Below are 14,301 nucleotides of genomic sequence, written 5' to 3'. Positions count from 1 at the left end.
GCGGCTGATGAGAAGTTCATCAGCCGCCTTTTGCTTCAGTTCTGCGACAAGATGCGCGGCAGCGGGATGTCGCCGGTTAGACCCCACTGAGTGATGATGAACTGCGTGTAGTTCGCCGACGACTTCGGAATGATCCACACGGCTTGCGACGAGCGCCAGATGCCGGGATCGGCTTTGCCATCGCCATCGTAGTCGCCGACAACCGGCGTGTCTCCGAGCGAGGGGTAGCCCGCCGGCACGAACAGCGGCTGGCCGGTGCTATAGCCGGTGCTCGACTTGAGGATGGAATAGACGGCGCTCTGGCCGCCGGCGGGCGGCGTAACGTAAGCCAGATCACTCCTGCCGTCGCCGTCAAAGTCTGCAACGATGGGCGCAAGCCCCGCGCCGCCCCAACTGTAGAAAAGCGCGCTGTTGGTGCTGTAGCCCTGCGACGATTGCAGGATGCCCCACAGGCCATTGCGATAGAAGCCGAGGTCGGAGACATGATCGCCGTCAAAATCACCGACGATAGGCACGTCACCCGATTGGCCCCATTGCGTGAAGATGTAGCTGGTGTAGTTCGATGATGATTTCGGGATGATCCAGACGCCCTGCGACGAGCGCCAGATGCCCGGATCCGTCTTGCCGTCGCCATCGAAGTCACCTATGACGGGCGTGTCTCCGAGCGAGGGGTAGCCCGCCGGCACGAACAACGGCTGACCCGGCGCGAAGCTGTAATTGCGACTCGACAGCAAGATGGCATACGTCGCGCTCTGGCCGCCCGCGGGCGGCTCGATGTAGCCAATGTCAGCGCGGCCATCGCCGTCGAAATCGGCAATGATGGGCGGCCTGCCCGCGCCGCCCCAACTGAAAAAGAGCGCGCTGTTGGTGCTGTAGCCTTGCGACGATTGCAAAAAGCTCCATAGCCCATCCCTGTAGGTGCCGATGTCTGACCTTAAATCGCCATCGATGTCGGTTCTTTGTCTGAAGACGCCGCCGGTCCCGGCGGTGATCGTGAAGTTGGCGTCCGACACATCAAAGAAGATATTGCCGACGGCTTGAATCTTGATGCGCGCCTGCGTGGTCGGCGCGTTCGGCACGCGAATCGGCTCCGAGCCATCATTCGCCGTGCTCGGCAGAACGACGATGGGGAAGGTGTTGCCGCCATCGGTCGAAAGCAGCACGCGGACGTTCGCCGTGCTGATTGGCGACGCCGTAGTGCCGGCGACGTTCCAGGTGACGGTTTGCGTCGAGCCGCCCGCCCAGCTAACCGCAGTGTTCGGTTGAGTCACTTGAAAAGGACCAGCCGCCGCGACGATGGTGACCTGCATAGCGTCGGACTGGATGCCGCCGCCCGCGGCGCGGTTATCGCGCGCCGTGACGCGGAAATTCATGATGCGGTTCGTCGTCGGCTGCGCCTCGCCGGTCGTGTAGGTGGTGCCGTTGAGGACATAGGTCTGCGGCGGGTCATTGGCGTTGTTGAGAATGTACTTCAATGAAGGAAAGAGCCGCGTCGGGCTGGTCACCGGCGGGTGTGATCTGAAAATCGGGCGGCTGCCATCGTCTGTGTTCGGCGGCGAAGCGGTGCCGAGATCATATTCTTCCCAGGCATAAGTCAGGGGGTCGCCGTCCGGGTCGCTGGCCATCGCCGTCAATGCGAATGGCGTGCGTGACGGGATCGTATAGTTCGGCCCGGCCTCGACCAGCGGCGGGTGGTTGCCGGTCGAGCTTTGCGCCGCGCAGGCGCCGCCCGACGTTACATAGGTGATGATCTGCTCAAGACTGCCGGTGTGAAAGTACTGGTCGGTTGACGGCTGTAGATTCTCGGCTCCGCAGATGCTATAGGCCATCAGCGTCGAGCCGCCGCCCGGCTCCCAGGCGCTCTGGGCGCTGCGTTGCGGCCCGCAGGGGCTGGAGCCGGTGTTAAAGCTGTGCGACGCGCCTAGCTCATGGCCGAACTCGTGCGTAATGCCGGTTACAAAAATGGTGTCGGTGGTCGAGCCGCCGCCCATCGTCGACGCGCCTTTGCCTTTCTGGCCCGCCGCGCAGGCGACGCCGATAAACGCGATCCCCGAAAACGAGCGCGACCCGGCAGGCAAGCCGGTAATCGCGCCATAGACATGGCCGATGTCGTAATTGGCCGAGCCGATCACCGCGTCCAGCTTCGTCTGGTTCTCTGTGAGCATCGTGCCGGGATTGCTGTTGGTATACCCGTCGGTGTTCGGGTCGGTGAAGATGATCGGGGTGTTATCGATCAGCGTCAAGCGAATGGAAAGCTCTTTCTGGTAGATGGCATTAATCAGGTTGACGTTCTGCGCGATAGCCGTTTGCGTCTGCGTGACGCTGCCGCCGCCATATTGTTGGGTGAACTCGCCTGTGGCGGCGACCGCCAGCCGGTAGGTGCGCAAGGTCGAGCCGGCGACGACGCTGGGGGCGAAGTCATCCATAGGCTGAACCGCGCCGCGAGACAGAGCTTCGTTCTGCATCGCGCCGCTCACCAGGCATTGCTTCGAGACCATCTCCTGAGAATCGAGGGCGCTGTAATAGACCAGGTAATCGCGGCTGTTATCGCCGGCATAAGGGGCGACGATGACGATGCCTTTCGGCGACAGGATGATGGCCTGCAAGCCATCGGGCGACCAGCTGAAGCGCATTGTCACCGCCGGATCATCCACCGCCTGACCGGCATAGGTCTTCAGGTCGGGCAAGCGAGCGGCGAGCGAAGGCTCCATAATCGGCGATTCCTCAACGCGGAAGTTGCCGAAGCTGCCATCGGGCAGCGGCATGCTGATCCGCACGTCGTTGCGCTCGGCATGGGCGGTGAACTCCGGCGGCGCGCCGGCGAGCGCCTGTCGGAGCGCTTGCTTCCTCAGGCGCACGGTACGGTATGACTCGGGAAATATATTGCGGCTCTCGCGGTTTTTAATATGCCGCTCTTTGATGTCGCTCCAGAAAGGATCGGTCGCCTCTTGCTGTGCCGCAACCGCGTGATCGAAGAAGGCCGCGGCAGTGAAGCCCGCGGCCAGAATCAGAGCGATTAGAATGAAGCGGCGGAAAAGAAAGGTATGACGCATGGATCATTGCTCCCTGGAATGTCGGTTCGGCAATGATCGAATGTCCAGGGATATAATGCCACGCCGAGCCGCCGGTCGCAATTTGATCTGCCCGGAAAGAAAAAAGGCAACGATGGCCTACGTTGCCATCGTTGCCCTTGCCACTCGACTCGCTTTTGAAGTGTCGGCTTTAGCGGCGCGGGCCGCGGCCGCCGCCGCCGCCGCCGGGCCGGCGGTCACGCCCGCCGCCGCCGGGACGTGGGCCGCGCGGGCGATCATCACGCGGGCGGTCGTCGCGCGGGCGATCTTCACGATAGCCGCGCTCTTCCCCGCCTTCGCCGTCGCGGTTGCCGCGATCATCTTCCGGCTCTTCTTCGCCGCGCTCGGCGCGCTCGTCCTTCAACACAGCCTTGCGCGACAGGCGAATCTTGCCCGACGGGTCAACATTGATCACCTTGACCAATAACTGCTGCCCCTCGTGCAATTCGTCGCGCACGTCGCGGACGCGATAATCGGCAATCTCGGAAACGTGCAGCAAGCCGTCCGTACCGGGCAGAATCTCGACGAACGCGCCGAAGTCGGCGATTCGCTGGACCGTGCCAAGATAGGTCTTGTTCAGTTCGGGCACCGCCGTAATGCCTTCGATGATCGCCTTGGCGGCTTCGGCCTTTTCCAGATTCGCCGAAGCGATGTTGATGCGCCCGCTGTCTTCGACATCGATCTTGGCGCCGGTCTTCTCGACGATGCCGCGGATCACCTTGCCGCCCGGCCCGATGACGTCGCGAATCTTATCAACGGGAATCTGGATGGTGAGGATGCGCGGCGCGTACTGGCTGATCTCTTCGCGCGGCGTGTTGAGCGCCGCCTCCATCTTGTCGAGGATATAGAAGCGGCCATCCTTGGCCTGCTGCAACGCGTCGGCGAGAATGCGGGCGTTGATGCCTGTGGCCTTGATGTCCATCTGCAACGCCGTGATGCCATTGCGCGTGCCGGCGACTTTGAAGTCCATATCGCCATAGTGGTCTTCGGCGCCGGCGATGTCTGTGAGAATCGCGTAACGATTGCCCTCCATCACCAGCCCCATCGCCACGCCGGCGACCGCGCGCTTCACAGGCACGCCGGCATCCATCAGCGCCAGCGAGCCGCCGCAGATGGTCGCCATCGAGCTTGAGCCGTTCGACTCGGTGATGTCGCTGACGATGCGCAGGGTGTAGGCGAACTCTTCTTCGCTCGGCAGCATGGGCTCAAGGGCGCGGCGGGCCAGCGCGCCGTGGCCGATCTCGCGGCGTCCCGGCGAGCCGATGCGGCCCGTTTCACCAACCGAAAACGGCGGGAAGTTGTAAGCCAGAATGAAGCGCCGCTTGATCTCGCCCTTCTCCAGGTCATCCATGAACTGAGTGTCTTCGCTGGTGCCGAGGGTCGCCGTGACGATGGCCTGCGTCTCGCCGCGTGTGAACAGCGCCGAGCCGTGAGTGCGCGGCAGCCAGCCGGTCTCAATCGAGATCGGACGAATCTCGCTGAAGCGCCGCCCGTCGGGCCTGTGGCGGCGTTCGAGAATGTCTTCGCGGAAGACCTTCTCTTTCAGGTGATCGAAGATCGTCTTGGCCATCTTACGCTTGTCGGGCTCCTCTTCGGGGTAGCCCGCGACGGTGGCCTCTTTGAGCGCGTCCACCTTGGCATAGCTTTCCAGCTTGCCGTGCTTGCCGGTGTCGAGCGCGTCGCGCAAGTCATCGGTGATGCGGCCAGAGATGTCGTTCATCATCTCGGCGTCAAGCTCGGGCGCCGGCCTTTCGCGCTTGGTGACGCCGAGCTTTTGATACATCTCCTTTTGCATGCGGCAGAGCTTCTTGATCTCGTTATGGCCGAACATCAAGGCTTCGACCATGACCTCTTCCGAGATCTCCTGCGCGCCGGCTTCGACCATCACGATGGCTTCTTCGGAGCCTGCGACGATGAGGTTGAGTTGCGAGGCGCGCGTCTGGTCGTAGGTCGGGTTGACGATGAAGCGGTCTTCGATCAAGCCGACGCGCACGCCGGCTATGGGGTTTTCGAACGGGATATCCGACAGGTAAAGCGCCGCCGAGGCGCCGGTAATCGCCAGCACGTCGGAATCATAGTTTTCGTCCGCCGACAGCACGAGCGCGATCACCTGCGTGTCGTCGCGGTAGCCTTCGCGGAACAGCGGGCGCAGCGGGCGGTCAATGAGCCGCGAGGTCAGGGTCTCTTTTTCCGACGGGCGGCCTTCGCGGCGAAAGTAGTTGCCGGGGATGCGCCCTGCGGCATAGCCGTACTCGCGGTATTCAACCGTGAGCGGGAAAAAGTTAATGTCAGGGCGCGGCGTCGAGCCGACCGCCGAGACGAGAACCATTGTGTCGCCGTAGCGCACGATCACCGCGCCATCCGCCTGTTTGGCGACTTTGCCGGTCTCGATAGAAAAGTCGAGTCCGCCTAATTGAACGCTTTCTTTCAACTCCATATCTGTCTCCTTATTCCTTCCGCTGCGCGCGCAGGGCGTGTGCGCCTGGCGGCTTCGGCCCCATTCGATGATCGCCGGGGCGGCCTATGAGCGGCCCTGATCGCGACCCTGGGGTGCGAAGTGCATCACGCCTGCTTCCATCCTTGAGCGCCCCGATGGTTGCCGGGATGGCCCGTCCTGGGTTGCGCGACTTTGCTGGCTGCCACGCCGGACTATGCGCCATACGGGCGGCGAGCCGGGGTGTGCAGGGGTTGCCTGAAAAAAACGAAACCACGGTGAGCCGCTCGGCCTGGCCGGCGCGCTCCCGTGGTCATCATGTGCGATGGCGGTGTCTGAACCGATAAACCGACGCGCGAGTGCGAGAATAAACTGCGCAGGCCGGCTGTACCCGAACGGTTGCTTCTTGCCTGGCGGGTGTGAGCCGACTGGCCGCGCGCCAGAGAGCCGACAATTGAGAAGGCCGCCCGAAGCAACCTGGCTTTGGCGCGGCCTTTCCCTCGTGATCTCTATTTCCTTATACCCAGACGACTGATGACTTCGCGGTAGCGCTCGGCGTTCTTGCGCCGCAAGTAGTCGAGCAAGCGCCGACGCTGGCTGACCAATTTCAGCAGGCCGCGCCGCGAATGGTTATCTTTCACATGCGTTTTGAAGTGCTCGGTGAGGTCGTTGATGCGCTGCGTCAACAGCGCCACCTGAACTTCCGGCGAGCCGGTGTCCGACTCGTGAACTCTGTACTGACCGATGATGCCGGTCTTTGCTTCCTTCGCTAACGCCACGTTCGCTACTCTCCTCTACACGGATAGAAATTCTTGTTCCTCTTGAACCCAAAAAAGTTAACATACGCGCCGCCGGGCTGTAAAGGGCGGCGCGGCGGCTACAGGGGCGCCTAATAATCCGTGAAATCCGCAGCCGGCCCGTGTACAATACATGATTTACTGTGCGAGCCTGAGGCTCGCATGGTGCCAGGGCTTGCTATGTACACAGAACTGTTCGAGACGGTCTATCCGATCAACATCAAAAAAGAGCGCGGCGTCACGGTCAGCGGCGTGGACGCTTTCGGGCTGGGCGAAGCAATCGGTCTTGCCGTCGGCGACCGCGTGATGAAGGCTAACGGCCAGGCGCTGCGCGATTTTCTCGACTGGCAATACTACACCGGCAGCGAAGACCGCGTGCGGCTCGAAGTCGTCAAAGCGTCGGGCGAGACCCGCGAAATCGATGTCGAAGTGGCCGAGGGCGAAATCTGGGGGCTCGATTTCGAATACTTCTCGCCGCGCCAGTGCGCCAACGATTGCATCTTCTGCTTCTGTAATCAGAACCCGGCAGGCGCGCGCGAATCGCTCTTCTTCAAAGACGAAGACGTTCGCCTGTCGTTCCTGCACGGCAATTACACCACCATGTCGTCGATCTCGAAGATGGAGCTGGAGCGCATCGTCGAGCAGCGCCTGTCGCCGCAGTACGTTTCCGTGCATGCCACGGACCCCGAAGTGCGCCAGTACCTGCTCGGGCGCAAACGCCCGGACGACGTGCTCGGCAAGATGCGCTATCTGGCCGAGCAGGGCATCGATCTGCACGCGCAGATCGTTCTCTGCCCGACGATCAATGACGGCGCGGTGCTGCGCCGCACGATTAAGGATTTGGCCGAGCTATATCCGCGCCTCTCATCCGTGGCCGTCGTGCCGGTTGTGTTTACGGAATTGCACAACTACAAAGACCGAATGACGGCGGTAACGCCGGAGTTTGCGCGCGACTTGATTAGCGAGATGCGCCCTGTGCAGCGGGCGTTTCGCGAGCGCTTCGGCTCGACGTTCGTCTTTCTGGCCGACGAGTTTTACCTGCGCGCCGGCTTGCCGCTGCCCGGTCGCCGGCATTATGGCGATTATCCGCAGATCGAAGACGGCGTCGGCATGGTGCGGCGCTTTGTGATCGGGGCGCGGGCGACGCTCAAGCGCGACCTCGGATCAACGATGCGGCTGGCGCCCGGCGGGCTCGACGGCACGGTGGTGACAGGCCAGTTGTTTGAGCCGATCCTGGCGCGCTACGTCGCGGAATTGAATGAGCGATTCAGCACGCGGCTGAAGACCGTGGCGGTGCAAAATCGGTTCTTCGGCCCGGAGGTGACGGTTGCGGGTTTGCTCGGCGGCACCGACGTGCTGCGGGCGCGCGAAGAGATTCGCGGCAGCTTTGTCATCGTGCCGGAACAGGCGTGCTTGAAGTCGGGACACATCTTTCTCGATGACCTGACGCTCGCCGACCTGGAGCGCGAGCTGGGGCTTCCGGTCGCCCACAGCGGGCCGACGCTGGCCACCATGATCGAACAGGCGCAGCAGCTCGAAGCCCGCGCCCGCAACCGTGTCTTTGCGGTTTAGCGGATAACCCGAATCGGCTTATCATACCGGAAAACGACTTAAAAGTCATTGACGGCTTTCCACTCCAGGTTTAAGATACCGCTAATGGAAAATAGCAATACCCAACCGACGCTTGAAACCATCGTGGATATGCTGAAAGGCATTCAGACGCAGGTTGGCGATTTGCAGACTCAGGTTGGGAATTTGCAAACTCAGGTTGGCGATTTGCAAACTCAGATTGGCGATCTGCAAACGCGAGTGGGCCGAATTGAAGATGACGTGACGGCGATCAAAGGAGAACAAGCGCGACAGGCACAGCAACTTGACCGGATGGCGCGTGACCTGTACACCTTCGCCTCCGAGCTTTATGATCTGCGGCTTGAGTTCAAAGCGTGGCGCGCCGCTTCCTGAGTTTTGTCAGTCTTCTCAGCCGTTTTTCGGCTTCCTCCTGCCGCCTGCTGCAAATACTCTTGCATCCTCAGCCGCTTCGCTCTACTCTCTTGGAAGACTGCCCCTACTGTCGCACAACCGGTACATAACCCATTCAACGAGCAAGGGAGCCGCGCCCAGGGATCGTTATGCTGCCACGCAATAGCCATCACAATAGTCAATTGGCGAAAGCTGAAGCCACGTTGCAAGAGATGGAGGCGAAGCTGTTACAGACGCGCGCCGTCCTCGAAGACCGTCAGCGCGAGCGCCAGCAGATGCAGGCCGTCGAGCGGAAGATCCGCGACACCGGCGACATCAATAAGCTGGTGAAGCTGCAATCTCGCGTCTTCGCGATGGACAAAGCTATACAGGAATTGAAGGGCCGCGAGGCCGACGCCGAGCGCCAGGTCGAAGCCGCGCGGCGCTACCTTTTTACGCTCTACGTTAAGCTCGAACGCCTGCGGCAGGAAGAAGCCGCCTTTGCGGTGCGCTCACACAGCGAGCTAAGGCTGCCGCCCGAAGAGCAAGCCAACCTGCGGCGCTTGCAGCTACAGATTCAAGCCATCACCGGCGCCGAGTGATTCAGCGCGCCGCGTCTGTCGCCTGACGGGCGCACGGCCGCCTTAAACTAAAAAAGCGCGCCGGGCTAATCCTAGCCCGGCGCGCTTTTTATTCTCGTCCGACCGCCGCTTAGAACTGGAAGCGACCGCCGAGCTGGATGGCACGCGGCCCGCCGGTGCCGAAGTTCTGGCCGGCGCGGCCCGTCGGCACGCCGAAGCCGGAGCCCAGCGTCTGACCATAGCCGGTCAGGTTCGAGATGTTGAAGATGTTGAAGACCTCGAAGAATCCTTGAAGCTGCCAGCGCTCGCGGAACTTGAAGGTCTTGGTGATGCGAATGTCTTCCGACTGGAAGTTATCGCCGAAGCGGAAGTTCGCCGGGATGATGATCTGCGAGCTGGCCGGCTGAGTGGCGTTGAACTGGCCGAGCTTCAGCAAGAACTCCTCGCGGTCGGTGCCGCGGTTGAGCGAGTTCAGTTCGACGCCCGGCAGCGGGTCGCCGCCGACGCCGTCGCCGTTGACGTCGATGGTGTCCGAAAGTCTTGCCGACAGCGGCGGCTTGCTCTGGAAAAAGGCGATCAGCGAAGCCTGGAAATTCCACGGCAGATCGAAGACGCCGCTGAAGGTGAAGCGGTGGCGCACGTCCGCGTCCTGGTAGGTGTAATGGCCGAACAGGTTGTTGAAATCAACGAACGGGAAGCCTTTGTAACTGGACAGCGCGTAGCTGGCGGTGAACTGGACGCGGTTAGCAAAGCGCTTGTCGAGCTTCACCAGCAGCGCGCGGTAGTCGTCACGACCGATGCTCTTGATGACGCCGACCGGACCATTGGCGCACTGGATCGCCGGGTTAAAGGCTTCTGCCGACGTGCAAGGACGGATGATCGGGCCGCCGGTTGCCGCCGGGCGGCTGAAGTATTCGGCGTCGTACTGCTGCAAGGTGTGCATCAGGCGACGGAAAACGAAGTCGGCGGAGACCGTCATGTTCGACGTTAGCTGGCGCTGTACGCCGAGGCTGACCTGTTCGGAGAACGGCACCTCGAGGTTCGGGTCGAGGATGTCGGTGCCGGTCTTGAAGAAGTCAATGCTGGTCAGGCCCGACGTGCCGAGCGACCGCAGCGTGTTTTCAATCACCGGCACCTGCTGGTTGCGGATGGTGATGAAGTTGGCGCCCGTCAGCTTGGTCGGGAACAACCCGAAGAAGATCGGCGCGCCCAGCGGCACGTTGATCAGGTTGAGCGGCGACGGCAGACCGGGAATCTGCGGGAACGCGATGGTGTTCTGGAAGAAGGTCCCGGCGATTTGCGAGCGGCCATTGCCGATGGGGCCAATAGCCGAGCGCTCGCGCAGGCGGGTCACGAACAGCACGGTGTCGTAATAGATGCCGGCGCCACCGCGGATGATCGTCTTGCCCTTGTTGCCGACGTCATAGTTAAAGCCGAACGACGGCGCGATATTGTTCTTGTCTTTGCCGGGCTTGCCGGTCGAGCCGAGCAGCGGCGCGAGCAACGCCGGCTTGGCCAGGTCATGGTTTTGCAGGTTGGTCTCGTACTGGTACGAGGCGCCAAAGCTGAAGGTAAAGCCGGGCTTCACGAGCCAGGAATCCTGCGCGTAGAAGCGCCCGCGGTTGCTCTGGCGGGCAATGTCGGTCTGGAACGGCGGCGGCTGCGACGGGTCGCCGATGCCGACCAGCGGGATGGTGGTGCCGCCCGAGTTGCCTGCGACCACCGGCAGGTTGAGGATGTCTGCAAGCGTCGGCGTCCCGCCCGTCAAGAAGACCGACGGGATGGGAATGGTCAGGCCGGCGATGATCCCCGCCTTAACCGGCGCCGGCAGCGGCAGCGCGTTGACGTTGGCGGCGACCAACTGGTTGACGCCGACTATCGTCGTCGGGTTATGCACGACGACCAGCGCCGGGTCGAGGAAGGCCCACGCGCCCGTGCCATAGTTGTGCTCGTATTCGCCGCCGAAGCGGAAGCGGTGCGAGCCCTTCACCCAGTTCAGGTTGTCGGTGAACTGATAGCGCTTGAGATCGCGATTCTGCGGCGCGTTGACCGTATTGCCGGCGCGGAAGTTGCTGCCGGCGACGCGGATCTGCGGGCCGCCCAGGCCGATGCAGCCGATATTCGACGGCGGGCAGTCGGCAGCGGTCGGAATCGACTCGTCATTGACGATGTGCTGGAAGTTGAAGCGCGCGTCGTTGACCAGGTTCTGCGTAAAGATGCGCGTCAGCGACCCTTGAATGTTGTCATCGTTGCTCGAATTGACACGCCAGTTCGACGGCAGGGTGTTGTCCGTGTCCGGCGCGAAGACATCGTTGTCATCATGGCTGTAGCGCACAAAGGCATTCATCTTGTCGTTGATCTTGAAGTCGGCGCGCACGTTGACCAGGTTGCCTTTGTACGGGCTGGTGGTGACGTTGTTGAACGCCGACGAGCCCGGAAAGCCGGTGACGACCGTGCTGATGGCCGATGTCTGATCCAACCGCTCGTAGTTGCCGAAGAAGAAGGCGCGATCCTTCTTGATCGGGCCGCCCAAACTGCCGCCGTACTGGTAGCGGCGGAAGAACGGGTCGAAGTTGCGGCTCGGGCGGAAGTAGGTCGGCAGCGCCGAGAGGCTATGGTCGCGGAAGAAGAGGAACGCGCTGCCATGCAGGTCGTTGCTCCCGGTTCGCGAGACGATATTGATGGCGCCCACAGAGGTGATGCCGGTCGAGAGGTCAAAGTTGAAGGTGGAAATCTGGAATTCCTGAATCGTCTCGGTCGAGAAGTTTTGCGCCGCGCCACCGCAGACCGGGTCGAGGATGCTGCCACCGTCAACCGTCAGCCGGGTGAGCGCCGAATTGGCGCCGCCAATCGAGACGTTAAAGAGGTTGTTCTGCGAGCCGGGATTCTTGGTCGTCACGCCGACGCCCGGCTCCAGCGATGCGAGCTGCAAGAAGTTGCGCCCGTTGAGCGGCAGGGCATCGATCTTCTGCCGCCCGATGACGCCGTCAATCTTGTAATTGGTTTTGTCGATCTGCGGCGCTTCGGCTTGAATCTCGACGATCTCTTCTTTGGTGCCGACGCGCAGCGCGGCGTCGCCGTTGGTGGTGTTGCCGACTTGCACCGGCGCCGTGATCACCTGCGTCGAGAAGCCCTGCGCCTCGATCTTCACTTCATAATCGCCGGGCAACAGGTTTTCGACGGCATAGATGCCATCGCTGCCGGTACTGATTTTGCGGCTCTCGCCAGTCGCTTTATTGGTCACGGTGACGGTCGCGTTGGGGACGATAGCCCCCTGCGGGTCGGTGACGGTGCCGCGAATCGCGCCGGTCGGATTTTGCGCCAGGACTGGTAAGGCCAGGTTTGCTACGAGCATTGTCACCATGACAGCCAGCAGCAAGCGTTTGCACTTAATTCGCATACTTCGTCTCCTTTCAATTCCTGTGAGCGGGTAAGGTCGCCTATTTCCTACCGGGCCGATGCGGCAATGGGCAGCCACTGCTTGCGATATGCGCTCTTTTTCAAGCATGCCTCGACGACGCATTGCTCAAGACCAGCCTCGCGATATTAGGCCGAGAGGGGCAGGTCATCACGCTGCCCGACTAAAAAAAAGACGATTGATTAACAAGCTATAAGAGAGCCGTGGACGCGCATATCATTCTTTTTTTCCGCAAACTTGTCAAGGAGTTTTTGACAAAGCCGGCCTGCCGTGGGACGAACGCCAAACCCCTGCGCCCGCCCGCTCGGCGGCGCCAATCGCGCGCGCGCCGGGCCAAGCTCGACATGGCGCAAAACGCTGATGTAGAATTTGCCGCCCGACCTCCGACTATGCAGCAAATCTCAAGGCACCATTCAGCCGCCGCGACCACCGCCAGGGGCCGCCTCCGAGCCCTCTGGCGACAGCTTACAGAGACCGCCGCCGTGCGCTCGGTGGCGCTCGCCGTCTTTGCATTCAGCCTGCTCACACTGTTGGCGTGGCGGCTGTTTGTCCAGATGGAAGTCGGTGACGCGGCCATCTGGGACTACGTCGCGCAAGCCATCCGGCGCGGCCAGATTCCTTACCGCGATGTGGTCGAGATCAAGGGGCCGGCGAGCGCTTACCTGAGCGCCCTGGCCATGTGGCTGGGCCAGGCGGTCGGCCTGCGCGATGTGATGGCCGTGCGCGTCATGCAGGTGCTGATGGCGGCGGCGCTGTCGGCGGTTATCTACCTGGTGGGCGAAGCCTACCTGCGCCGGCGCATGGCGGCGCTCATGGCCTGCCTCTTTCCGCTGACCTCTTATCACTTCGTCAGCTGGGTCGAAGGCGGCACACAGCCGAAGCTGACAATGATCTTCTTCGGCATGCTGTCGCTGTTGTTGATCGCCGGCGACCGCCCCTTCTGGGCCGGCGTCAGCGCCATGCTCAGTTGCCTGTGCTGGCAGCCGGGATTATTGTTCGCCGGCGTCGCTTTCTTGATCTTCTCGCGCTACCTGACGAGCTGGCGCGACCGACGAGCCTTGAAGGTCGTAGCCGGGGCGCTGCTGCCGCTGGCGCTCGTGGTTGCCTACTTTTATGCGGTCGGCGCGCTCGCGGACCTCTGGACCTGGACGGTCGCTTACAACTTCAACGTCTACGCGCCGGCAGAGCTGCGCAGCCTGGGCGATATGTTGGCGCACCTGTGGACGGTGACGCTACGCATTTTCCGAGTTGACGTCGTCTGGGTGATCCTGGCGCTTCTGGGGTTGATTGGGTTCGCCGGCGAGCGCCTGCGCGCCAGGCGGCCCTTGAAGGCGGCGCTACAATCACCCGACTTGTTCAGAGACGCCCTGGTCATCGCCCCTGGCGTCTACCTCGGTTTTTGCCTGATCAACTTCCAATCGGGGCCGGATTTCCTGCCGTTCTTCCCGTTCGTCGGTCTCTTTGCCGGCTGGCTGATTACCGCAGCCGCCGCCCGCCTGCAAGCCAGCCGGCTGGCGCAATCGAAGCCGGCGCTGCGCCGTTGGGTCGAGCGGCTGCCGGCGGCGGCCCTGCTGCTGCTACTCATCCTGAGCGCAGGCCGCGCCGTGACCTTCAGAATGCAGGAATGGACGTTGAAGATTCAGGAGCAGCAGTTAAAGCTCGCCTACGACCGCCTCGGCCCCGACGATCAGGTCTACGTGCATGGCACGCTGGAGCTGCTGGTGATGACCAACAGGCCGAACCTGAATCCGTATATTCTCTGGGATCGCAACAAAGCCGACTACATCGCGGCGAAGAAGTATGGCGGCTCGGTGCAAACGATGATCGCCGAGATGGAAGCCGCCGCGCCGAAGCTGGTCGCGCTATCACGCCTGCGTAACATCTCGCAGGCGGTCGACCTTGAACAATGGGTCGCCCAGAAGTACGACAAGCTGCCGATTGTCGGCTATGACATCTACGTTCGCAAGCAACAGCCCAATGATGAACGATGAATGATGGATGATGAATTAAGGGAAAGGCGGCTCACTGCAATGGCACGAGC

General features: G+C 61.9%; 8 protein-coding genes. 4 read left to right on the top strand and 4 right to left on the bottom strand.

The window, feature by feature from the left end; all coding sequences use genetic code 11:
* Nucleotides 1–35: 35 nt before the first annotated feature.
* The 3 genes from VJ464_09050 to rpsO all read right to left on the bottom strand — a co-directional run bounded on the left by VJ464_09050 (nt 36) and on the right by rpsO (nt 6,284).
* Entirely contained in the window at nt 36–3,053 is a 3,018-nt protein-coding gene (locus VJ464_09050) for a zinc-dependent metalloprotease family protein (protein HKQ05265.1), read from the bottom strand.
* A gap of 169 nt (nt 3,054–3,222) precedes the next feature.
* On the bottom strand, nt 3,223–5,508 hold the full coding sequence (pnp, locus tag VJ464_09045; GenBank protein ID HKQ05264.1) for a polyribonucleotide nucleotidyltransferase: 2,286 nt from the start codon (nt 5,506–5,508) through the stop codon (nt 3,223–3,225).
* A 506-nt stretch (nt 5,509–6,014) separates the two neighbouring features.
* Nucleotides 6,015–6,284 carry a 30S ribosomal protein S15 gene (gene rpsO / locus VJ464_09040; protein ID HKQ05263.1) on the bottom strand — a complete coding sequence of 90 codons (270 nt, stop codon included), beginning with the start codon at nt 6,282–6,284 and terminating at the stop codon, nt 6,015–6,017.
* Nucleotides 6,285–6,482: 198 nt separating this feature from the next.
* Here rpsO and VJ464_09035 point away from each other — a divergent pair, with 198 nt between their 5' ends.
* The 3 genes from VJ464_09035 (at nt 6,483) to VJ464_09025 (ending at nt 8,863) form a co-directional block, all read left to right on the top strand.
* The gene (locus tag VJ464_09035; protein HKQ05262.1) at nt 6,483–7,874 is read left to right on the top strand and encodes a DUF512 domain-containing protein; all 1,392 of its coding nucleotides are present in this window, start codon (nt 6,483–6,485) and stop codon (nt 7,872–7,874) included.
* Between the two features lie 48 nt (nt 7,875–7,922).
* Nucleotides 7,923–8,264 (top strand): hypothetical protein, encoded by a 342-nt coding sequence (locus VJ464_09030; GenBank protein ID HKQ05261.1) that lies wholly within the window; start codon nt 7,923–7,925, stop codon nt 8,262–8,264.
* Between the two features lie 200 nt (nt 8,265–8,464).
* Nucleotides 8,465–8,863 carry a hypothetical protein gene (locus VJ464_09025; GenBank protein ID HKQ05260.1) on the top strand — a complete coding sequence of 133 codons (399 nt, stop codon included), beginning with the start codon at nt 8,465–8,467 and terminating at the stop codon, nt 8,861–8,863.
* A 109-nt stretch (nt 8,864–8,972) separates the two neighbouring features.
* Here the strand turns inward: VJ464_09025 and VJ464_09020 are convergent, their stop codons facing one another.
* Complete coding sequence (locus VJ464_09020; GenBank protein HKQ05259.1) at nt 8,973–12,242, bottom strand: TonB-dependent receptor; 3,270 nt, start codon at nt 12,240–12,242, stop codon at nt 8,973–8,975.
* A gap of 407 nt (nt 12,243–12,649) precedes the next feature.
* Between VJ464_09020 and VJ464_09015 the strand changes: the two genes are divergently transcribed.
* A complete protein-coding gene (locus VJ464_09015) occupies nt 12,650–14,251 on the top strand; it encodes a DolP-mannose mannosyltransferase (GenBank protein HKQ05258.1) in 1,602 nt (533 codons plus the stop codon).
* Nucleotides 14,252–14,301 lie beyond the last annotated feature (50 nt).

This window comes from Blastocatellia bacterium (assembly GCA_035275065.1).
Lineage (GTDB): Bacteria > Acidobacteriota > Blastocatellia > UBA7656 > UBA7656 > DATENM01.
Note: the sequence above shows the minus strand (reverse complement) of the source record. Positions and strands in the feature narration are given on the sequence as shown.